The organism is Stecheria intestinalis (assembly GCF_009696165.1).
GTDB classification, from domain to species: domain Bacteria; phylum Bacillota_I; class Bacilli_A; order Erysipelotrichales; family Erysipelotrichaceae; genus Bulleidia; species Bulleidia intestinalis.
In genome coordinates this window covers 37,357-58,568 of the sequence record NZ_VUMN01000018.1, presented here as the reverse complement: position 1 = coordinate 58,568, position 21,212 = coordinate 37,357, and the positions used below count along the sequence as shown (strand labels likewise).

General features: G+C 51.9%; 20 protein-coding genes. 18 read left to right on the top strand and 2 right to left on the bottom strand.

Annotation, left to right across the window (positions count from 1 at the left end; all coding sequences use genetic code 11):
- The 3 genes from FYJ51_RS13565 to FYJ51_RS08330 all read left to right on the top strand — a co-directional run.
- The coding region (locus tag FYJ51_RS13565) for a hypothetical protein (protein WP_205946258.1) at positions 1-189 on the top strand (189 nt) is incomplete at its 5' end.
- A complete protein-coding gene (locus FYJ51_RS08335) occupies positions 152-1,888 on the top strand; it encodes an ABC transporter ATP-binding protein (protein WP_154504898.1) in 1,737 nt (578 codons plus the stop codon). The genes FYJ51_RS13565 and FYJ51_RS08335, both read left to right, overlap by 38 nt.
- Positions 1,881-3,518 carry an ABC transporter ATP-binding protein gene (locus FYJ51_RS08330; RefSeq protein ID WP_204378568.1) on the top strand — a complete coding sequence of 546 codons (1,638 nt, stop codon included), beginning with the start codon at positions 1,881-1,883 and terminating at the stop codon, positions 3,516-3,518. The genes FYJ51_RS08335 and FYJ51_RS08330 overlap by 8 nt, the downstream gene beginning before the upstream one ends.
- Positions 3,519-3,741: 223 nt before the next feature.
- Here FYJ51_RS08330 and FYJ51_RS08325 read toward each other — a convergent pair whose 3' ends face one another.
- Entirely contained in the window at positions 3,742-6,648 is a 2,907-nt protein-coding gene (locus tag FYJ51_RS08325) for a transglycosylase domain-containing protein (protein ID WP_205946257.1), read from the bottom strand.
- A gap of 173 nt (positions 6,649-6,821) precedes the next feature.
- On the opposite strand from FYJ51_RS08325, the gene FYJ51_RS08320 reads away from it, so the two are divergent.
- The 13 genes from FYJ51_RS08320 (at position 6,822) to FYJ51_RS08260 (ending at position 17,865) form a co-directional block, all read left to right on the top strand.
- Entirely contained in the window at positions 6,822-7,601 is a 780-nt protein-coding gene (locus tag FYJ51_RS08320; RefSeq protein ID WP_154504894.1) for a nucleoside phosphorylase-I family protein, read from the top strand.
- Positions 7,588-8,592 (top strand): SPL family radical SAM protein, encoded by a 1,005-nt coding sequence (locus tag FYJ51_RS08315; protein WP_205946256.1) that lies wholly within the window; start codon positions 7,588-7,590, stop codon positions 8,590-8,592. The genes FYJ51_RS08320 and FYJ51_RS08315 overlap by 14 nt, the downstream gene beginning before the upstream one ends.
- Positions 8,589-9,290 (top strand): SDR family oxidoreductase, encoded by a 702-nt coding sequence (locus FYJ51_RS08310; protein WP_154504890.1) that lies wholly within the window; start codon positions 8,589-8,591, stop codon positions 9,288-9,290. Before FYJ51_RS08315 ends, FYJ51_RS08310 begins: the two co-directional genes overlap by 4 nt.
- Positions 9,287-9,481, top strand: a complete 195-nt coding sequence (locus tag FYJ51_RS08305; RefSeq protein ID WP_154504888.1) for a hypothetical protein — start codon at positions 9,287-9,289, stop codon at positions 9,479-9,481. Before FYJ51_RS08310 ends, FYJ51_RS08305 begins: the two co-directional genes overlap by 4 nt.
- Positions 9,482-9,705: 224 nt before the next feature.
- Positions 9,706-10,689, top strand: a complete 984-nt coding sequence (locus FYJ51_RS08300; RefSeq protein ID WP_154504886.1) for an MYG1 family protein — start codon at positions 9,706-9,708, stop codon at positions 10,687-10,689.
- Positions 10,690-10,704: 15 nt separating this feature from the next.
- A complete protein-coding gene (locus FYJ51_RS08295; RefSeq protein ID WP_105303270.1) occupies positions 10,705-11,025 on the top strand; it encodes a hypothetical protein in 321 nt (106 codons plus the stop codon).
- Entirely contained in the window at positions 11,022-11,762 is a 741-nt protein-coding gene (locus FYJ51_RS08290; protein WP_154504884.1) for a hypothetical protein, read from the top strand. Before FYJ51_RS08295 ends, FYJ51_RS08290 begins: the two co-directional genes overlap by 4 nt.
- 3 nt (positions 11,763-11,765) lie before the next feature.
- The gene (locus tag FYJ51_RS08285; protein WP_154504882.1) at positions 11,766-12,176 is read left to right on the top strand and encodes a tellurite resistance TerB family protein; all 411 of its coding nucleotides are present in this window, start codon (positions 11,766-11,768) and stop codon (positions 12,174-12,176) included.
- Between the two features lie 2 nt (positions 12,177-12,178).
- Positions 12,179-12,934, top strand: a complete 756-nt coding sequence (locus FYJ51_RS08280) for a DUF4230 domain-containing protein (RefSeq protein ID WP_205946255.1) — start codon at positions 12,179-12,181, stop codon at positions 12,932-12,934.
- Positions 12,935-13,021: 87 nt separating this feature from the next.
- Positions 13,022-14,911 carry a DNA/RNA helicase domain-containing protein gene (locus FYJ51_RS08275; RefSeq protein WP_154504878.1) on the top strand — a complete coding sequence of 630 codons (1,890 nt, stop codon included), beginning with the start codon at positions 13,022-13,024 and terminating at the stop codon, positions 14,909-14,911.
- Entirely contained in the window at positions 14,908-15,858 is a 951-nt protein-coding gene (locus tag FYJ51_RS08270; protein WP_154504876.1) for a DNA/RNA non-specific endonuclease, read from the top strand. The genes FYJ51_RS08275 and FYJ51_RS08270 overlap by 4 nt, the downstream gene beginning before the upstream one ends.
- Positions 15,859-15,969: 111 nt before the next feature.
- The gene (locus FYJ51_RS08265; protein WP_105303276.1) at positions 15,970-16,263 is read left to right on the top strand and encodes a hypothetical protein; all 294 of its coding nucleotides are present in this window, start codon (positions 15,970-15,972) and stop codon (positions 16,261-16,263) included.
- Positions 16,264-16,266: 3 nt separating this feature from the next.
- Positions 16,267-17,865 (top strand): ABC1 kinase family protein, encoded by a 1,599-nt coding sequence (locus FYJ51_RS08260; protein WP_154504874.1) that lies wholly within the window; start codon positions 16,267-16,269, stop codon positions 17,863-17,865.
- Here FYJ51_RS08260 and FYJ51_RS08255 read toward each other — a convergent pair.
- Positions 17,803-18,786, bottom strand: coding sequence for a helix-turn-helix domain-containing protein (locus tag FYJ51_RS08255; RefSeq protein ID WP_105303278.1), 984 nt, complete (start codon positions 18,784-18,786; stop codon positions 17,803-17,805). The two genes, FYJ51_RS08260 and FYJ51_RS08255, sit on opposite strands and share 63 nt — an antisense overlap.
- Positions 18,787-18,896: 110 nt before the next feature.
- Between FYJ51_RS08255 and FYJ51_RS13560 the strand changes: the two genes are divergently transcribed.
- Both FYJ51_RS13560 and FYJ51_RS08245 read left to right on the top strand, forming a co-directional pair.
- Positions 18,897-19,694, top strand: a complete 798-nt coding sequence (locus FYJ51_RS13560; RefSeq protein WP_204378570.1) for a hypothetical protein — start codon at positions 18,897-18,899, stop codon at positions 19,692-19,694.
- A gap of 122 nt (positions 19,695-19,816) precedes the next feature.
- Complete coding sequence (locus FYJ51_RS08245; protein ID WP_105303279.1) at positions 19,817-21,190, top strand: rubredoxin; 1,374 nt, start codon at positions 19,817-19,819, stop codon at positions 21,188-21,190.
- Positions 21,191-21,212 lie beyond the last annotated feature (22 nt).

Below are 21,212 nucleotides of genomic sequence, written 5' to 3'. Positions count from 1 at the left end.
ATCCGGCGATGTGACGCCACAGGAGGTATAATCCTCGCTAGCAGAAACCAGGAGGCTTATATGAGCACGCTTGTACTGGTGGAGGCAGTCACAAGCCTCGGCCCTTTACGGGACGGGGTAATTGACAGGACGTTTTTGATAGGGGGAAGCGATGCAGAAAACTCGGAAGATGAAAGGATCTCCGGATGAGATCCGGACTTATTTCCAGAATGAGAAGGGTCTATTGATCCTGATCACGATTACCGGAGTCCTCTACAATATCGGCATGACTGCCGGCCCCTGGTTTGAAGGACAGATGGCACAGATGCTGTGCGACATCATTCAGAAGACCAGAACTCCTGCAGAGATGATCCGGCTTGCAATGACGTATGTGCTCGTTATCCTGTTTGTGCAGGGCATGCGCTATTTCAAGCGCCTCTATATCCGTCGGTTTGCCAATGAGATCAGCCGGGACATGAAAGAAACGCTGTACCGGAATCTCTTGTCTTCTGCAGATGTCAGGGAAGAGAGTGCCGGAAACCTGCTGACCAAGGCAATTGCAGATGCAGATACGTGCACAGAGGGCATCCGGAAGTTCACGACTGAAATCTTCGATACCGGTGTCGTTATGGTGGCATACCTGGTGATGTTATTGAGCTATGACTGGCGGCTTACGCTGCTCGTGATGATATTCCCACCGTTTGCGTATCTCATTGCTGCTAAGCTGAAGGGATATGTCGCAATAGTCAGTGCCCAGGGCAAGGAGAGCGAAGCCAGACTGAACCAGGCAACGCTCGACCGGGTATCCAATGCGCTGACCTACCGGGTCTATGGTGAGGAAACCAGACACAACCAGCTGTATGAAGGGGTTCTCACGGATTATGAACAGAAAGAAGCCAGGGCAAATCTTCTGGTTTCGAGTGTTCAGCCCCTCTATCAGATCATCGCCAGCATCAGCGTGGTGCTGATTCTGTGGCTGGGCGGAAAGAACGTAGCAGGAACCGGATGGACTGTGTGGAATATTGCGGCATTCTCTACGTTTCTTGCCTGCTTCACAAAGCTTGCTTCCAAGTCTTCCAAGGCTGCAAAGCTTTTCAATGCGGTTCAGAAAGCACAGGTTTCGTGGCGGCGGATCAAGCCATTCCTGAAGGAAACCGAACTTCCGGAAGAGACGGAACCTGCCCCTTGCAAGACGCTGCAGGTAAAGGATGTTTCCTTCTCTTATGACAAAGATCATCCGGTGTTCTCCCATCTGACCTTCACGGCAGAACCTGGTGAGATTATCGGCATCACCGGTGAAGTTGCAAGCGGGAAGTCTTCACTTGGAAAACTGTTTCTGCCTGGTTCTTCCTATACCGGCGGGATTCAGTGGGGCACAGAAGACTGGCATGCATGTATGAACGAGAAGAAATCCTTTGTCACATATCTTGGCCATCAGCCGGAACTGTTCAGCGGAACAATTGAAGAGAATATCAGACTAGGCAGAGAAGGCGATATCAGCAAGGTCCTCTCTCTGGTATGCATGGATGAAGATCTGAAGTCCTTCCCGGATGGCGTGAAGACGCTGATCGGAGATGGCGGTGTCAGACTGTCCGGCGGCCAGCAGGCAAGGATTGCCTTAGCGAGGACGCTGTACCATGCCCGCCCGCTGATGATCCTTGATGACCCGTTTTCAGCGGTGGATCCGAAAACGGAAGAGCAGATCTTCAGGAATCTGCGGGCGTATTCTTCTGATTCCATCATTCTTCTGATCTCTCATCGCCTGGCGCTCTTTTCCAGGATGGACCAGGTGTTGTTTCTCAATCAGGGAACGGCTGCATGCGGAAGCCATGAAGAACTGATGCAGACGCAGCCGATCTATCGGGAACTTGTGACCCGCCAGGAGAAAGCAGGTGATCTTGATGCGTGACCCGATTGCAAATTCCATGAACACCAGTATCAGGAAGAATTCCGGTATGACCATTCTGATGCTGGCATCAATCATCGGCTCTGTGATTCTTGCCGTGATTCCACCGCTGGTCCTGGGAAGGCTCGTAGACAGCCTGGCGGAGGGAAGCGGTATTTCGCTTCAGAATGCCCTGTATTATTTCCTTCTGCTTGTGCTGTCCGGTTTCCTGGAATCCCTGCGCGGCGGGCTGATCACGATCTTCGGCCAGAAAGTCACGCATCAGCTGCGCTCGGATCTGGCCGCAAAGCTGCAGCGGCTTCCTGCTTCTGCATTTGCGGAAAAGGGAAGCGGCGAAACAGGATCCTTATTCGTGAATGACGTAAATACCGTCGAGACCCTGTTTGATGAAGGTATCATCTCGATGTTCACTGATCTCGCGGAAATTGTCAGCATCCTGTTCGTGATCTTCACACGTTCCTCAGGGCTCGGCATCCTGTTATTGATTGCTCTGCCGTTTCTGTTCCTGCTGACCCGTCATTTCCAGAAGAGCATGCTCAAGGCGCAGAAAAACTATCGTGAGGCAGTTGCAAGGACTGCCCAGCAGATTCCGGAATCGCTGAAGAATCACCGTCTGATCCGCGTGCTGAACCTGGAACGATATATGGCTTCCCGCTACAACCATGCGATTCAGGATGGCTTCGATGCGATGGAAAAGTCTAATTTCTATGATTCCATCTATTCTCCGATCATTCTGACGGTGAGTGCGCTGATCACGGCAATCATGATGATCCTTTCTGCTTCCGGCGGCCGCTGGCAGGCCTTCTTCGGCATGTCGGTCGGCACTGCGGTCGCAGTCATTGCTTATGTCGGCAAGATTTTTGACCCGCTTGAATCGATCGGCATGGAGATTCAGAACATTCAGTCTGCGGCGGCAGGCCTGGTGAGAATCCGTACTTTCCTGAATCTGCCGGAGGAGGCTTCTTTGGAGGATGGAATGATTGATGAGTCAAAGCCTCCTGTCTTTGCAGAACATGTAACCTTCGGCTATGATCCTGAAACGATCATCCTGAACGATTTCAGCCTGGAGCTGAAACAGGGAGAGATGGCAACTCTGATCGGCAGAACCGGAGCAGGCAAGAGCACGTTCTTCAAGCTCCTGCTTGGTCTCTATGAACCGCAGAAGGGGAAGATCAGCATCTACGGAGCAGAACCAGCCACAATCAGAGAACAAGACAGGCGTCTCTTATTCGGCTATGCAGAACAGCAGTTTCATCCGATTCCCGGGACGATCCGTGATCAGATTACGTTGAATGATCCAAGGATCAATGAAGAAAAGGTTCAGAAGGCAATTGATCTCTGCAATCTGAGAATGGTCGTGCAATCTCTTCCGGAAGGCCTTGATACTCCATATGAATCTGCATCGCTTTCGCAGGGACAGATTCAGCTCCTTTCCATTGCCCGGGCTGCGGCAGCTGATCCGAAGATCCTGCTGCTTGATGAAATCACGGCAAATCTGGATTCCAATACCGAAGCAGCGCTCATGACTGCTATGAAGAATGCATCGAAAGATCGTACCGTGCTTTCGATCTCTCATCGGCTCTATGAAGAAGCAGGCGGCAGAAAAATTTCGATCCAGGCGCAGCCAGACTGAGTTTCAGCAGAGTTGTTCGGAAGCACCTGAAAAACCGGATGGGAAAGACCTGAACATTGATTCTCAGCCCCAGAAGACGGCCCATATCACTACACAGAGAAAATGGTGCAATTCCCATCATCATGAGGAATGCACCATTTTTGCTGCAGAAGTATTTTCAATCTCCTTGTCTGAATCTTTCTCCCGATAAGAAAGGAGATGGCGGACTGCCATCTCCTGAGGCTTATTGATCGTGCCAGACTCCGTTTTCATCCCACCAGCCGGTATATGGGTGGAACGTTCCGTTCTCATCCCACCAGCCATTGCTGTAATCCGTTTCTGCCTGGTATTCGGTATCATCACCTTCACCGGACCAGCTGCCATAGCTATGGCCTGTGCAGAGCTCTGTCGGGGCATTGTTCGGGGCTGCATACTCTTCGGCCGAAGGGCACCAGCTCTGTGCAAGCATGCCGGATTCCGTACATACCTTGTATTTCTGAATGCCAAGTTCTTCTGCCGTCTTTTCCTGGATTTCCTTGTCCGGATCCCCGCCCTCGGAGATCGGATCCATATAGGACTTCCAGAGCGGAGCAGCCTGATAATAAGACGAGCTGTTCGTCATATATGCATAGTTATCCGCCGAGACTCTGAGAAAGCTCGTGTAATAGGGCGTATAGCCGCCGAAGCTGATGACCTGATGCTCATGCGTTCCGGTCTTGCCGCAGCTCTTCACGGTATCGAGATGTGCTTTCACACCAAGTCCTTCAGTCATGTTGGTCTCCATCATATCGGTGACAAGCCATGCTGTGGATTCGGAGAATACCTGATGGGTTTCGACGCCTGACTCATCCAGAACCAGATTTCCGAACCGGTCCTTCACGGTGATATAGGCATGCGGCGCAATATAGACACCGCCATTTGCCAGACATGCATATCCGGCGGTCATCTCGAGGGTCGTGACACTCGAGGCGCCCAGCGCCAGACCTGCAGCCGTCTTATCCAGATGGGAAGGATCGAATCCTTCTTCGGTCAGATAGCTGAACGAACGATCAATGCCGACATGTTCCAGCAGGAACCTTGCGGCTGGAATGTTATGCGAGAGCTCCAGAGCCCTGCGCATCGTGATCGGGCCGTTGATGTAGTCGCCATTCGGATAGCTGTTGTCGCCGCCATATCCATAGATGCTCGTCTGCACATCCAGCACAGTCGTGCCCGGATAATCACCGGACTCGAGGGCCGGCGCATAGACAGCTAACGGCTTGAAGCTTGATCCGACCGGCTGCGTGCTGTCCACGGCCCGGTTGAATCCTTCCGGTTCGGTGGTCTCTTCACGCCCGCCGACCATGGCCAGCACCCGTCCGGTATGCTGATCCATGATGACCGCAGAAGCCTCTACTTCCGTTCCGTCTTCCGTACGCGGATAGTTCGAGAAATTCGTGATCGCGTCCTGCATCGTATCCATCATGGATGTATCCAGGGCGGTATAGATCTGATAGCCAGCATTGCGGATCTGACGCTTCATGTCATCCAGATTTGCTGTTGTGGCCTCTTTGCCCTCCTGCTTCAGCAGCTGTTCCGCAACATCTTCGACCGCATATTCGACATACAGCGGGTAATCATAAAGCTTGAAGCGATCCGAGGAGGTGCGCACAGCAACCGTGTCAGACAGCGCATTGCTGTACTGTTCTTCGCTGATCTTGCCGGTCTTGTACATCGCATACAGGACATTGTCGGTACGCCAGTTGGTAACCGACATGTCGCCGCTGTTGTAATTCGTTCTCGGATTGTACTCATTCGGGCTCTGCACAAGGCCTGCAATCATCGCGCATTCCCTGAGACTGAGCTGATCCAGATCTTTTCCGAAATAATCCTGCGCTGCTACCTTGACGCCATAGTTGGAATCGCCGAGATAGATGATATTCAGGTACCACTCGAGAATCTCATCCTTGCTCATGACCTTTTCCAGCTGCAGCGACAGGTGAATTTCCTGTGCCTTCCGCTGATAGCTGACATTCTGGGTCAGAAACACATTCCGGACTAGCTGCTGGGTCAGCGTAGAAGCACCATAGTTTGCGTTGTGAGTGATCTGTCCGATCACAGCTCCGGTCAGACGCTTCAGATCAATGCCGTTATGCACATAGAAACGCTGATCCTCAATCGCCACAAATGCATCCTTAAGCTGTTTGGGAATCTCGTCGATTCCTGCCCATTCAATATTCTCATTGGTTCCGTAGTCGGCGACCCAGTTGCCATCTGCGTCGTAAATCACGGATGCCGTACTGTAATTTTCCCGCTTGGTCAGATCCAGTTCCGGACATCCATCCAGCAGGGATTCATAATACGTCCATACCGCACATCCGCCGACGGCTGCAGCAGCGACCAGGAACAGGAAGATCACCAGAACAATATGCCCGGGACTCTTCCGATTGAATGACTCCGGAGACTCTTTCTGCATGATGGCTTCTTCTTTTTCCTCAGCCTTCTCATACTTCTCATGCAGTTCCTCAGAAGCCTTCTTTACGAAGGAAACTCCGGCTTCTGTCTTTTCCTTTACTTCTTCAATCCCCTTTTCCAGAGCAGCTGCTTCTTTCTGCACCGATTCATCCGTTTTCTTCTCTTCAGCGGCTTTGAGCTGTGCAGCCTTCGCTTCATTTTCTTTCTTCCGTTCTTCCGCTGCAGCTTCCTGCTTCTTCCGGAACGTGTGGGCTGCAGTCTTCACTGCTAAGATTCCGGCAGCCCCTTTTTCTTTTGCAAAGTCCCAGCCTTTCTTCAGTGCTTCGCTGGTTTTCTGAAACGTCTCTTTCACTTCTGCGCCCAGCTTCTCCGGCTGATCCGCAGTGCTTTCTGCTGGCTGAACTGGTATCTCAGCTTCCGGTTTCACTTCTTCAGCCGGTTTTGCCTCTTCTGCAGGGAGATCTTTCTTCTCTTCCGGCTTTTCTTCCGGGAGCTTCTTTGCAGGAACAGGTTCTGTTTTCAGCTGAAAAGCTTTCCGCTTTCTGAACCTGATCGTCTTCTTCTGATCGTCTGAAGAACGATAGTGAGGACGATGGTGTCTGTGATTTATTTCAGCAGGAACGGTCTTTTCGGAAGCAGATACTTCAGGCTCCGATTCTGTTTCTGGACTGATGGATTTTTCTTTCTCGCTGGCCATTCCGATTCTTCTCTCCTGTGGCATCCGGGCGGAACAAAAACAGACTGCGTTTCCGCAGGACGCAGTAAACATTATAAACGAAACCAGAGATCTGGCGGATGGGGAACGATGAAAATTAATTCTGAAACCGCATTCTTTGCAAGAACCCCCTGTGATGACGTATCATTTCTGCTATGAAATGCGTGATTGCGGCACTTTACCCTGAGGCGGAGCCTCTGATTCATGCGCTGAATCTGAAGCCTGCCGGGAAAAATCTATGGAAAAATGACAAGACTGTGCTGGCTCTCTCCGGCACCGGGCCGATTGCGTCTGCTTCCTGCACTGCAAGAGTGCTTGCGCTGATGCCTGTCTCCTGGCTGATCTCCTATGGATCGGCAGTTTCCAGCAGACCTTCCGGCACGCTCGTTCAGCTTGCAGTCCTGAAGAATGCTGACAGCGGCAGGACATTCTACCCGGATCTTCTGGTGAACACGGGGCTGAAAGAAACGGCTGGAATAACCGGCAGCAAGGTTCTGAAGGAAGCAGACGAGATTCCCGGTGAAGTCTATGATATGGAAAGCGCTGCCGTCTATGAAGCCGGGGCCATGGTTCTGCGGCCGGACCAGATGCTGTTTTTCCGCTATATCAGCGATCATGGAAACACAATCACCGCAGCAGAACTGAAACAGGGATCAGAGGCACATGCCCCATGGCTTGCTTCGCTGATCGAGAGTCTTCCGGATGCTCCTTCTTCTGATCAGACCGAGGAATCAGAACAGACGCTCGCCAGCGATCTCTGCTGCAGCGTAACGATGGCACGGCAGCTTCATCAGCTGATCCGGTATGCATATCTTGCCGGCATTGATCTCGATGAGAAGATCCGAAGCCTGTATCGGGAAGGAACTCTTCCGGTCAAAGACCGTGAGAAAGGAAAGCAGGTCCTGAAAGACCTGGAACGCTATGGAACGCAATAAGCCATTTTCTCATCTTTATATAGAGGAAGAAGCGTTCGGGTATCCGATGACTGAAAGGATCCGGAACTGTTTTCCGGACGCCTCTGTCATCCGGATCTCCCGCTATGGCGAGCTGTTCGACCGGCCCCGTCAGAGCTATCTGGAGCAGTATCCGTCCCGGAATCTGATTCTGGCAGTCCGGCATGGAACAGTGATCTATCCTGGGGCTCCGGTCTGTCAGAGCTTCGATCAGCGCTGGTTTTATTACTGCACACCGGCGATGAATTGTGTTTACAACTGTTCCTACTGCTGGCTGAAAGGGATGTATCAGACTGCAAATCTTGTGATATTCGTGAATCAGGAATACTTTCTGGAGGAAACGGAAAAACTTCTGATGGAACATCCTGCTTATCTCTGTCTTGCGTATGAGACGGATCTCGTCCCGCTGGAGCCGATGACCGGAATTCTGTCACAGTGGGCACAAGCAGCGATCTCTCACCCGGATCTCTCCATTGAGATCCGCACGAAAAGCGGTTATGGAGAGATCTGGAATACCATGCCGGTTTCAGACCGCATCATTCCTGCCTTTACATTTTCTCCGCAGGCAATGATCGATTCCATGGAGCAGGGAACCGGAACGATGGAACAGCGGATCCGCGCTGCTGAAACCGCCGCAGAAGCAGGCTTCCGGATCCGGCTCTGCTTTGATCCGATGATCCGCTTTCCGGGATGGAAAGCTGCCTATGAAGATCTGATCGCAGCCTGCAGAAAGAGCATTCCTCCTGAATCAATACGGGACTGCTCGATCGGAACATTCCGGATTTCTGCATCGTATCTTCAGAATATGCGGAAACGGTTTCCTGATTCTGCAGTGGTGCAGTATCCTTATGAGACGAGCAATGGCTACTGCCATTATCCTGCTTCCGTGAAAGACGAGATGGAACAGTATCTCCTCTCTCTTCTGAAGGGATATGTATCAGAAAAAAAGATTTATCAGGAGATCGGATTATGAGCAGAACCGCATTAGTAACCGGTGCTTCTTCGGGCATCGGCGAAGCCATCAGCAGAATGCTGTGCAGAGAAGGATGGACCGTTTACGGCATCGGCAGATCATTCACCTCTGCTTCTGAGAGTCCTTCCTTTCATCCGATTGTCTGCGATCTTCTGGATCCTGAAGNTCTGAAGACTGCCTTGAAGCAAGTGCCGCAGCAGGAACTTTCCCTGCTGATCAACAATGCCGGATGTGCCTGGTACGGACTGCATGAAACAATGAATGAAGAAAAGATCCAGGCCATGGTACGCACGGATCTTGAGATTCCGATGATCTTATGCCAGAAGTATCTGCGCCAGTTAAGAAGCGTGCAGGGAACGATTCTCAATGTTGTCAGCGTCACCGCCCTGAGCAGCAGCCCGCATGCGGCAGCTTACGGAGCAGCAAAATCAGGACTATTGTCTTTCACGCGATCGCTGTTTGAGGAGAATCGGAAATACGGCATGAAAGTCTGTGCGATTCTGCCGGATTTAACGGATACAAACCTTTACCGCAGTGCGGATTTCACACCTTCCATGGAACAGGGATGCGCGCTTTCTGCAGAACAGGTGGCAGATGCAGTAAAATATATGCTGTCGCTTCCGGAGGGAGCTGTCATCAGCGAGCTGGTGCTGCAGCCCCAGAAAAACCGGATCGAAAGAAGGAGGAACCATTCATGAGCACACCGCTTCCGGAACAGTTTGACAGACTGTCCCATGAAGAACAGAAAACCTGGTTCATCCGCTTCTACGGCGATGTCAGGGAAGGAGAATTCTTCGGCCTTACCGATGAACTGGAAGTGCCGGAAGAAGTGAAATCCGCCTTTGCAAAGTGGCTGGCAGAAGGCGGAGAAAAAGAACTCATCCGATAAAAAAGGCACGGCTCCTGAAAGGGGGCAGGTGCCGTGCATCTATCAACGAGATGAATGCAGGTCCGGATCGAAAGGGTAAGTATCCGGGAATCATTCTGTTGTTTTCATCTCACACGTACAGAATACAGAATCAATATCAAGAGAATTTGTCAGAACCATGGAAAATTATGGGATTTCCGGTTTCTGAACCAGTCTGATGCTACACTCAGCATGAGGGAAACCATATGAGCAGAGCTTTGAATTTATATACGCATGACGGCATCTTCCATGCCGATGAAGTATTCGCAACCGCGATGTTCCAGATCATCTCGGAAGAGATCCATGTCGTCAGAGGCAGTGATACGGAAATTCCGGAAAATACGTCTGACTGGATTGTCTATGACATCGGCGGCGGAGAACTTGATCATCACAGTCCTGAGAATAAAGAAGCCAACGGTACCCATCCGGGAACTGAGATTCCGTATGCGGCCTGCGGACTTGTCTGGAGAAAATATTATCCGGAAGTGCTGGCGGCGGCAGGATGTCCGGAACAGTATCAGGACCTGGTCTATCAGAAGCTGGAGAATTCATTGATTCTCGGCATTGATGCGGAAGATAACGGATATCGGCCGGTGGCTGCTGATCTGGAGCACTGTCCGGGAATGCCCGAAGAGATGAGAAAGAAGATTCTCTCAGACAGCCGGATCAGCTATTCCATCACGCAGATGATCCGGGATTTCAATCCGACCTGGAATTCTGATCTGAATCCGGATGATGCATTTCTGGATGCGGTGAGTTTTGCCAGGGATATCCTGCTGAACCGGATTGACAGCATCATTTCTTCTCTCGATGCAAGAGACTATGTGCTGCGCTGCATCAGCTACAGTGCCAATCACATCATGATCATGGATCGTTTTGCGCCATGGGAGGGAACGCTCTATGCCCAGCAGAATAATCCGAAGGCGCAGGACATCTGGTATGTGATCTATCCTGCTTTACGAGGTGGATGGAATATCCAGTGTGCGCTGGAAGATTCAGATGATCGCACGAAGTACCGCCACCCGCTGCCAGAGAGCTGGTATGGTCTCAGGTATGACGAATTGCAGAAGGCAAGCGGAATCAAGGATGCGATTTTCTGTCATGTGTCCGGGTTCCTGGCGGGCTGCGGCAGCCAGGAAAGTGCTCTGGAAATGGCTAGCATCGCATTGCGCAATGGTTCAGAGAAATAACAGACGGAGGGGTGTATGCAGAAGCATGATATCAGCATTGCAGAGCTGAAAAACAAGCCCTATGTCCGCATGACGGATGAAGAGAAAGAACTGGCGAAGCGGCTTGGTCTGGTGCAGACCAACCGGATGTCCAGCGGTGTGCGCACGCATGGCATGGTCCATGTCACGACGGCCTACTGGATTCATGAGAAGGTTCCTTCTGAGGAGTCTGTCAGCGGCTATTACTATAAACGGGAATGTACCTGCAGCAGCTGCGGGTACCATGTGAATATGGAACGCCCGATCTGTCCGCATTGCGGGGCAGTCATGGAAGCGGAACCGAAGGAGAGTAAATGAAGAAATGGATGATTCTATGCCTGGCAGCATTGCTGGCGGGCTGCAGTTCAGAAAGCAAAGCGGCAGAACAGACTGCTTCCAGCGGCTCGCAGGGCTGCGATATCTTTGAACAATGCGGAACGGAAGCATCGCCTTCTGCCGAAGGCACTTCGTTCAAGGAAGCGTACGAAGCCCTCAACGGAACCGAACGGGGCGAGCATACGGTGCGCAGTGTTGAGATTCCGGAGAACAATCCGTTTCAGGAAATCACCGGCGATGAGGCAGCTGCTCTCCTGGATCAGGATGGCGAGTTCTATCTGTATATCGGCGATGAAGCATGCCCCTGGTGCAGAAGCGTGATTGAACAGGCAGTGCAGAGCGCGATGGATGCCGGTATTGAAACGATCTATTACGTGCAGATCTGGGATGCGGATGGCAATGAAGTGCTGCGGGATGCGTACCAGCTGGATGATGATGGAAATCCGGTTCAGAAAGCAGCCGGAACCGAGGCTTATCAGAAGATGCTCACTGCATTCGGGGATTCGCTCAGCGAATATACGCTGACGAAAGAAGATGGAACGGAAGTGGATCTGGGCGAGAAGCGGATCTACGCACCGAACTTCTTTCATTGGAAAGATGGAAAACTGGTCGGGTCCACCACCGGTACCTCTGAGAAGCAGGAAGGTGCCTATGATGATCTGACGGACGAAATGAAGGCAGATGAGAAAGAGATGCTCGATGCTTTCTTCGGGGCATAACTGATGGATGATCAGGAGAAGCGGGCTTATGCGGAAGCCATTCTCTACGCGGCCAATCGGGAAACGGGCGTGAGCTCTTCTGAATTTGATTATTTTGAAGACTTCTGCCGGAAGCAGCAGATGAGCGGCGAAGAGATGCGTGAAATTTCGGCAGAAATCACAGAAGGTTCCAGGACCCTTTCAGAAATCCTCTGCAGCATTCAGAACCCGGAGAGTCAGAGAAGGCTGCTGTATGATCTTGCCTGCATGTGCGATACGGATGCGGGGATCTCGGAAACGGAACTGCAGTTTCTGAATGAAGTCAGCCAGATGCTTAAGATCGATGAGAGGACTTCGAAAGAGATCATCCGGATTGCTCAGGCCCTGACGATGCTGGAGCGTCAGCGCGACCGGCTGATTTCGGGAGAAGAATGAAGATGACGGAAGAAGAGCAGAAACAGCTGGAAGAGATTGTTGAGAAGGCAGCAGAAAAAGGCGTGAAGCATGCGTCCTTCAGAAATCAGTTCAGGAACGTGCTGCTGACTGCCTTAGTCTGTGCGGCAGCGGTATTTGCGGTGGGAAAGATCTCGCTGTTTCCGAAGAATCCGGAGACGGCATCGGCAGATGGTCATGATCTGACTCTGGATCATAACGGGGTCTTCGGATACAAGGCAGCTGATTTTGAAGATGCAGTGCTCGGAGCTGCAGAACAGCAGCAGCTGCTGATTGTCGACGAACAGGAAGTATCTGTGCCGACAACGATCACGCAAGCTGGTCTCTTCAGCTGGGCTGTTTTCAGCAAGGTCCAGAATGAGACGATTTACGGAACCGGGCAGTATACGATTGATCTGAGCAAGGTCACTGCTTTTTCGATCAGCCTGAATGAAGATACGTTCACGCTGACCATCGCGATTCCGAGAGCACAGCTTCATCAGGTGACGTTCGATCCGTCGAAGACCGTGCTCGGCGATACGGACAAGGGCTGGCTTGCCTTCGGCGATATTCAGCTGACGGCTGAGCAGACGCAGGAATTCCAGACCGAAGCTGTAGAGAAGCTCACGGAGCGGCTCAAGCAGCAGGACTGCTTCGATCAGGCCGATCGCTTTGCGCTGCTGAGTGCGTGGGAGACCTATCAGCCGCTGGTATCTCAGGTTTCTCCTGCCTACAAAGTGAATATCGTATTTCAGAGCTGAATATGCCGGGGCATGTGCTCCGGCTTTCTTCTGCCGCTGGTTCTGAGGTAGAATAGCAAAAAGAACTGGAATCTGCGGAGGGGCAGAATGATTATCTATGATTGCGTGAAATCCAGGTTCCTGGAAGATGTGCTGAATCAGAGCATCGCTGAGCAGCTGGAAAAGACCATTGAGAAACGCCTGCACAGGAAAAGCGGGAAGGCTGAAATCGCTTCCTGGCAGAACTCGCTGCAGTTCATGGCCAATGTGCTGAGCGAACCGTCCATTCCGGAAAATGCCGGCGTGGCGATTGAATACAACATTCCGGAAACCGCCAAGCGCGTGGATTTCATCATCTCCGGCTATGATGCGGAAGAAAAGCCTTCTGCCGTGATCATTGAGCTGAAGCAGTGGTCTTCGCTGAATGCGGTGCCGGGAACGGAGGCACTGGTAGAAACGTATACGGGCGGAGCCCTCCGGAAGACGGTGCACCCGAGCTATCAGGCATGGAGCTATGCGTCCCTGATTCGCGACTACAACCAGACCGTGCAGGAAGAAGAAATCACGCTGAAGCCATGTGCCTGGCTGCATAACTATGAGCGGAGTTCTTCCCATGATCCGCTCGATGAACCGCAGTATCAGACGTATGAAGAAGAAGCACCTGCTTTTGATAAGAAAGAAGCCAGGGATCTTCAGAAGTACATCCGTTCCAGCATTGCTAAGGGCGATGATTCCGATGTCATGTACCGCATCGACCATGGAAAGCTCCGCCCATCCCGGCGCCTGCAGGATGCGATCGCCGGAATGGTGGCAGGAAGGAAGGAATTTGTCCTGATCGATGATCAGAAAGTAGCCTTTGATACGATTGCCCAGATTTCAGAACAATGCCAGAAAGACGGAAAGAAACGCACCGTCATCGTCAAAGGCGGTCCTGGTACCGGCAAGACAGTCGTAGCTGTGAATCTGCTGGCGGCCCTGACTCAGAAAGGACAGCTGGTCCGCTATGTGACCCGGAACAGCGCTCCTCGCAAGGTATACCTGCAGGTTCTCAAAGGGAAAGGCCAGAAGAGCTCCGTGGATAATCTGTTTCTCAGCAGCGATAGATTCTATCAGGCAGAAGAAAATCTCATGGATACGATCCTGGCCGATGAAGCCCATCGTCTGAGGGAGAAGTCCGGCATCTACGGCAATCTCGGCATCAATCAGATCATGGAGCTCATCCGGGCATCGAAATGCTCGGTGTTCTTCCTGGATGAAGAGCAGAGAGTTACGATGCAGGACATCGGTTCTGCTGACGAAATCAGGAGATGGGCATCCGCCCTGCACTCGGAAGTGACACAGCTGACCCTCAGCTCGCAGTTCCGCTGCAATGGCTCTGACGGCTATCTGGCATGGCTGGATCATACGCTGGAAATCCGCGATACTGCGGTCATTGACCTGGATGGCATCGATTATGACTTTGAAGTCTTTGATACTCCCGAAGAGATGCGGGATCGCATCTTCGAGAAGAACCGGATTTCCAATCGGGCAAGAATCACCGCAGGCTACTGCTGGGACTGGCCGAAGAAAGAACGGAATGATCCGGATTACAAGGACATTAAAATCGGCAGTTTCGAGATGTCATGGAACTTTGAAAACGGCATCTGGGCCACGGATCCTGAATCTGTCAATGAATGCGGGTGCATCCATACGTGCCAGGGACTGGAATTTGATTATATCGGCGTCATCATCGGCGACGACATGCGCTATGAAGACGGCAGAGTCATCACGGACTTCCGGAAACGCTCGAAGGATGATATGTCGATCCGGGGCATGAAGACTCTGGCTAAGAAGGACCCGGAACGGGCAGAAAAACTCAGCGATGAGATCATCAAGAATACGTACCGGACGCTGATGACCCGCGGCATGAAGGGCTGCTACGTTTACTGCACCGATGATGCCCTCCGGGATCATCTCAGAGAATGCATGCATCAGGAGGATGGCTGGAAACAGGAATGAAGAAAAGACTTCTGATTGTTCTCTTAGCAGCAGTTCTTTCCGAAGGCTGCCATGCAGAACAGGCCATTCCTGCTGCATCGATCCTTTCAGAACAGACCGGGATTCCTGAAGAGACTGCAGAATCTGCAGCGGACGCTTCCGTTTCTCCAGAAAGCACAATAGCTCTGGCAGAGATGGCGGACCCCGCTTCGATTCCTGCCTATGCAGGCGAAGCTTCGGCCATCGTGCATGATGATGTTCCGTACTTCACGCAGACAGAACTGAGCGAAGAAACTCCGGAACTATTCTCGGAACTGGATGAACTGGGCAGGGCAGGTGCGGCTATGGAACGACTCGGACCGGAGACTCTGCCCTCTGAGCCGCGCGGCTCCATCGGCATGATCCGGCCGAGCGGATGGCATCTTGTGAAATATGACATCGTGGACGGACAGTATCTGTATAACCGCTGTCATCTGATTGCCTATGAACTCTCCGGTGTCAATGCCGAGGAGAGGAATCTGATCACCGGAACCAGGTATCTGAATGTGAGCGGGATGCTGCCATACGAAAACAAGACTGCAGACTATATCCGCTCTTCCGGCTATCATGTGCTCTACCGCGTGACGCCAGTCTATGAAGGAGACAACTTAGTCGCTTCCGGCGTGCTGATGGAGGCAGAGTCCATTGAAGATGAAGGCGCAGGCCTTTCCTTCTGCGTGTATTGCTACAATGTTCAGCCAGGCGTCGTCATCGATTACTCCGATGGCAGCAGCCATCTCGAAGAAGAACCGGAAGAAAGCGCAGAACCGGTCATGAATTATGTGCTGAACACGAATACGCACCGGTTTCACTATCCCTGGTGCGACAGTGTTTCAGAGATGAAGGACAAGAACCGTGAGGAGTATACGGGACTGCGGAGCACGCTGATTGCAGAAGGGTATGTGCCCTGCGGCCGCTGCAATCCCTGAAAAATTAGACAGAAAAGCATGATTGCATGAATCTGGCTCTTTCAGTTTCACGCAAGTTCTTCTAAACTGAAATCAGAAAGAGCATCGTCTCTTAACAGGAGGATCATTTTCATGGAAACAAAGGATCTTTTCAAGAATCTGCTGCTGGCCAGTGTCGGGGCTGCAGCGCTGACTGCCGAAAAGGGCAGTGAAATGGTGGACACGCTGATCCGCAAGGGTGAAGTGACCGTGGAGCAGGGCAAAGCTCTGAACCAGGAACTGAAGCACAAGGCGAAGGAAGCCGCCACCAAGAGCGAAGAGCCGAAAGAAAGCGTCGAAGACTACGTGAAGAATCTTTCTGATGAGGACAAGGAAAAGCTGAAGAAGCTGCTGAATCCGGAAGGATCAGAGACAGAAGCGAAGTGATGTATGCCAGAGCAGACCGAAACCCGCGATAACGGGAGCCGTCTGCGGGAAATCCGGCAGGTGCTGAGCCGGAACCATATCACCCGCGGCGTAACGCCGGAGAAACTCAGGGTGATCATGGAAGAGCTCGGACCGACCTACATCAAGCTCGGACAGATCATGTCGCTGCACTCCGATATTCTGCCGAAGGAATACTGCGAGGAGCTGATGAAGCTCAGCAGCGACGTGACCCCGATGCCGTTTGAAACCGTAGAGGAAGTGCTGAACAATTCCTTCCGCCAGGACTGGCGGGAGTATTTTGATGTGATCGAAGAGAAGCCTCTCGGATCTGCGTCGATCGCTCAGGTGCACCGGGCAAAGCTGAAGACCGGTGAGGATGTCATCATTAAAGTTCAGCGCAAAGGCATCTACAACACGATGATGCAGGATATCAGCCTGCTTCATAAGCTGATCCGGCTGATGCCGCTGGGGGATCTGCGCAACATGGTTGATCTCGACGAAGTGCTCGATGAGATGTGGTCAGTTGCCCAGGAAGAGATGGACTTCCTCAAVGAAGCCTCCAACATGGAGGAATTTGCCCGCAACAATAAAGATGTTGCCTATGTCCGCGTGCCGCAGCTCTACCGCAGCCTCTGCACCAGCCGCGTATTAGTCATGGAATATATCGGCGGCTGGCCGATCAATGACGTGAAGGACCTGAAGGAAAACGGGTACGACCTCGATGAGATCGGAAAGAAGTTCGTCAACAGCTTCATCAAGCAGGTCATGGAAGATGGCTTTTTCCATGCCGACCCCCATCCGGGCAATGTCAAGATCCTGGATGGAAAGATCGTCTGGATCGACATGGGCATGATGGGCAGACTCAATGATCATGACCGCAGAATCATGATCCGCGGCGTCCGCGGCATTGCTCTGCATGATGTCACGATGGTGGAAAATGCTGTCCTTGAAATCGGTGAATTCAAGGGGACTCCGGACCGGGCCAGACTGTATCAGGACCTCAAAGGTTTCCTCGAGCAGTTCGGCAGCGCATCCTTCGGTGCGATTTCCATCGCTGATGAGATGCAGACGCTCATGGAGATCATGAAGAAGAACCGCATCCGCATGCCGCATGGCATGACGATGCTGTGCCGGGGACTGGCCAACATGGAAGGCGTGCTGACAACGATCAGCCCGGATATCAATATGATGGAGATTGCCTCCAACCGGATCACGGATGAATATCTGGAGAATCTCGACTGGAAGAATGAACTGTCGAAAAATGCCCGGGCACTCTACCGGGCATCCGCAAAAGGCATCGAGATTCCTTCCCTGACCGTGGACGCATTGAAAGAATACATTCAGGGACAGGGGCTCATGAATATTAATCTCCGCTCGACGGAGAACTTCACGGAAGTTCTGGCTTCTTCCGTGCGCAATTTCGTCATCGGAATCTGCGTAGCCGCGCTGCTGATCAGTTCCAGCATCCTCTGCACGACCGATATGGAGCCGAAAATCCTTGGCATCCCGGTGCTCGGATTCATCGGTTTTGCGGCAGCGCTATCGGTCAGCGTGCTGCTGATTGTCCGCTACATCATCCGCAAAGTCCGCTCGTCGAGCTGAGTCCATAGACCGGTACTGTTTTCTCATCTCCAGAGGCGTGATCCCGAACTGCCTCAGAAATACCCGGTTGAAATAGCTTTGCTGGTTGAACCCACAGGAAGAGGAAATCTCAGAGATTCTGAGATCCGTGTTTGCGATCAGCCCAGCTGCCTGCTTGAGCCGGTAGCGCTGCACAAACTCCGAAGGGGAGATATTCAGAATCGCCCGGAAGATTTTCGTGCATTTTGACCGGGAGATTCTGCCTGCTCTGGCAATCTCATCCAGATCCAGGTCAGAGCTGTAGTTCTCTCCGATGAAGGAAAGCATCTCGCGCAGCACATCCATATCATGATTGCGGATCGGTTCACTGGCCGTATCTTCGTTCTTCTGAATCCGGATGATCTGCCGCAGCATCTTCAGCCAGCAGGCAGCAACTTCGAATTCATATTCCGGCGGCTTCTGTTCAGACAGCTTCAGCATCTGCTCAAGATCTTCGGAATAAACCTGGCTGACCGGCTGGGCAACATGAAACGGGAACCGATCATCATGGACAAGTCCGTCAATCTCATCGTTCAGAAAGCCGGAAGAAACTGCATGCGGTTTTCCGAGCATGATCTCATAATGCGATCCGCAATCCTTTGTCCCGCAGAAACAATGCGGGACTTTTGAATTGATGAACAGCGTTTCTCCTGCCGAAACAGCAATTGTCTTCCTTAGAATCCGGAAATACACGGTGCCTTCGAGAACCCTGCACCACTCAAAATCGTCATGATAATGCATGTTCAGGCATAAGTCAGTCTCTGCAGGCAGCGTGCGGTCCGCAAGATAAATTTCCAGATCCGGGTGAAGATAGGTGACAGAAAGGTTCACCATATTGTTCTGACCGCTTGATGACGCGGCTTTCAGAAACTTCTCAAATGACTTTTCTTCAGTTCTATTCATATCCGTTTGTACTAACAATATATCCGATTGTACTATAAAAAACTTGTGAATACTCTTAACATAATTTAAGTCTGCCGCCAGAAGGCAGACGAATGGAGGAAAGATTTACTATGAAAAAGGCATTTGCACTGATGTGCGCTGCTGCCCTGCTTGCAGGATGCAGCTCCAGCACCGCTTCTGCTACTGCTGCCGCTACTACAGCTGCTGCAGCAAGCACCGCAGCCGCTGAGGAATCTGCAGCTGCTACCGCAGAAGCAGTACAGACGGTCGGCGAGTACACGCTGTACAACGAGACCGGCGAAACCGTAACGGAACTCTATCTGTATCCGACGGATTCTTCTGAGAAGGGCGACAACCTCGCTGGCGATCACGGCTTCATGAACGCTCATGCAACGAAGCTCACCTATGATGCTGGCGACGCTGCAGCTGACACAAAGCTGACGCTCGAATTCACAACGGAATCCGGCTACAACGCTTCTTTCACCACCCTGTCCATCGAGACTGCTCCGATCACGCTGCTGGCTGAAGATGCTCTGACGGGTGCTACCCCGATCGCATTCCAGACCACGGCTGCTGATTACACGATCTACAACGAGACCGGCGAGAATGTTACCGAGCTCTATCTGTATCCTACCGGATCTTCCGACAAGGGCGACAACCTGATCTCCGGCACTGACGGCGCAGCTGTCAACGGCGGCTACCAGGAAGTTACCTTCGATTCCGTACCGGAAGGCCTGATCGGCGAAGATGGCAAGGTCGGAAGCTTCACGCTGGAATTCACAACGGAATCCGGCTACAACGCTTCCTTCACCACACTGTCTTATGAAGTCGCTCCGATCATGCTGATCGCTGAAGACGATATGACAGGTGCTACACCGATCCAGTTCGGTGCTCCGACTGCTGACTAACCTTCAGACAGTGAAGCTTCCTCTTAACGGGGGAAGCTTTTTTAATACCTGCATAGATTCCGGATCATTTTGCTTTCCAGCAGGGCAGAAACAGATATACTTTTACATGGCGAGGAGCGAACATGAAAAAGACAGTTAAAAACAATGTTTCCTGGGTAGGCTATCTCGACTGGGACCTGCAGAAGTTCCACGGAGATGACTTCACGATTCACAGCGGCAGTTCTCAGAATGCATATCTGATTCAGGAAGAGAAGACGATTCTCATGGATACGGTATGGGCACCGCATCAGATCGATTTCATCGAGAATCTGAAGTCTGAGATTGATCTTTCCAGCATCGATGCGATCGTGATTCAGCATGGCGAATGCGATCATTCCGGCAGCCTCCCGGCTCTGATGAGAGAGATCCCGGATACTCCGATCTACTGCACCGCAAATGCAGTGAAGTCTCTCGAAGGACAGTATGGCAAGCATGGCTGGAATTTCCATACGGTGAAAACTGGTGATGAACTGGACATCGGCAATGGCAAGAAGCTGATCTTCATTGAAATGACATTCCTGCACTGGCCGGATTCCATGGCAACTTTCCTGACCGGAGATAATATCCTGTTCTCAATGGATGCCTTCGGACAGCACTATGCGCTGGAAGAGATGTTCGATGACTATGCGGATCACGAAATACTCTGGAAAGAAGCGATGCGCTACTATGTCAATATCGTGAATCCGTTTGCTCCGATGGTTGCCCGCAAAGTAAAGGAACTCAAGGCAATGAATCTCCCGATTGAGATGATTGCCCCGAGCCATGGTGCAATCTGGCGGAAAGAGGTCAGCAGGATCATCGATGCCTATGCAGATTGGGCAGGACCTTATCAGGAAGATCAGGTCACAGTGGTCTACGGGACCATGTGGCATGGCACTGAGAAGATCGCACATGCAATTGCAGATGAAGTCCACAGACAGTCTCCGGATACCGTCGTCAAGGTCATGAATGTGGATCATGATGCCAAGGATGATATTGCCTATGAAGTATTCCGCTCCAAGGCAGTCGCTGTCGGTTCGCCGACCATTCTCAATGGCGTGCTGGCTTCGGTCGCGTACTGGCTGTACTATATCAAGTCTCTGAAGATGAAGGGCAAGAAAGCAGCAGTCTTCGGATGCTATGGCTGGTCTGGCGAAGGCAACAAGGTGCTGCGCCAGTCTCTGACAGAAGCAGGGTTTAAAGTAGTCGCTCCCGAAATCAAGTCCTACTGGAATCCGGAAGAACCGGAATTCGCAGCCATCCCGGCAATGGTTTCTGCACTGCTGGAAGCAGACAGTCCTGCTTCAGCAAAGCCTGCGGCAGATAAATACCGCTGCCCATGCGGATATATCTATGATCCGGAAAAAGGCGATCCGGAACATGGCGTTCCGGCAGGAACCCCATGGGAGAAAGTTCCGGATACCTGGACGTGTCCGGTATGTCATCTGCCGAAATCAGCATTTCAGAAAATTCAGTAATCTCCAAAAGCAGTACGTGTCT

What these genes read in the sequence shown, in the direction of transcription:
- FYJ51_RS08335 (WP_154504898.1), top strand. Translation starts at nt 152, where the DNA reads ATGCAGAAAACTCGGAAGATGAAAGGATCTCCGGATGAGATCCGGACT.
- FYJ51_RS08330 (WP_204378568.1), top strand. Translation starts at nt 1,881, where the DNA reads ATGCGTGACCCGATTGCAAATTCCATGAACACCAGTATCAGGAAGAAT.
- FYJ51_RS08325 (WP_205946257.1), bottom strand. Translation starts at nt 6,648, where the DNA reads ATGGCCAGCGAGAAAGAAAAATCCATCAGTCCAGAAACAGAATCGGAG.
- FYJ51_RS08320 (WP_154504894.1), top strand. Translation starts at nt 6,822, where the DNA reads ATGAAATGCGTGATTGCGGCACTTTACCCTGAGGCGGAGCCTCTGATT.
- FYJ51_RS08315 (WP_205946256.1), top strand. Translation starts at nt 7,588, where the DNA reads ATGGAACGCAATAAGCCATTTTCTCATCTTTATATAGAGGAAGAAGCG.
- FYJ51_RS08305 (WP_154504888.1), top strand. Translation starts at nt 9,287, where the DNA reads ATGAGCACACCGCTTCCGGAACAGTTTGACAGACTGTCCCATGAAGAA.
- FYJ51_RS08300 (WP_154504886.1), top strand. Translation starts at nt 9,706, where the DNA reads ATGAGCAGAGCTTTGAATTTATATACGCATGACGGCATCTTCCATGCC.
- FYJ51_RS08295 (WP_105303270.1), top strand. Translation starts at nt 10,705, where the DNA reads ATGCAGAAGCATGATATCAGCATTGCAGAGCTGAAAAACAAGCCCTAT.
- FYJ51_RS08290 (WP_154504884.1), top strand. Translation starts at nt 11,022, where the DNA reads ATGAAGAAATGGATGATTCTATGCCTGGCAGCATTGCTGGCGGGCTGC.
- FYJ51_RS08285 (WP_154504882.1), top strand. Translation starts at nt 11,766, where the DNA reads ATGGATGATCAGGAGAAGCGGGCTTATGCGGAAGCCATTCTCTACGCG.
- FYJ51_RS08280 (WP_205946255.1), top strand. Translation starts at nt 12,179, where the DNA reads ATGACGGAAGAAGAGCAGAAACAGCTGGAAGAGATTGTTGAGAAGGCA.
- FYJ51_RS08275 (WP_154504878.1), top strand. Translation starts at nt 13,022, where the DNA reads ATGATTATCTATGATTGCGTGAAATCCAGGTTCCTGGAAGATGTGCTG.
- FYJ51_RS08270 (WP_154504876.1), top strand. Translation starts at nt 14,908, where the DNA reads ATGAAGAAAAGACTTCTGATTGTTCTCTTAGCAGCAGTTCTTTCCGAA.
- FYJ51_RS08265 (WP_105303276.1), top strand. Translation starts at nt 15,970, where the DNA reads ATGGAAACAAAGGATCTTTTCAAGAATCTGCTGCTGGCCAGTGTCGGG.
- FYJ51_RS08255 (WP_105303278.1), bottom strand. Translation starts at nt 18,786, where the DNA reads ATGAATAGAACTGAAGAAAAGTCATTTGAGAAGTTTCTGAAAGCCGCG.
- FYJ51_RS13560 (WP_204378570.1), top strand. Translation starts at nt 18,897, where the DNA reads ATGAAAAAGGCATTTGCACTGATGTGCGCTGCTGCCCTGCTTGCAGGA.
- FYJ51_RS08245 (WP_105303279.1), top strand. Translation starts at nt 19,817, where the DNA reads ATGAAAAAGACAGTTAAAAACAATGTTTCCTGGGTAGGCTATCTCGAC.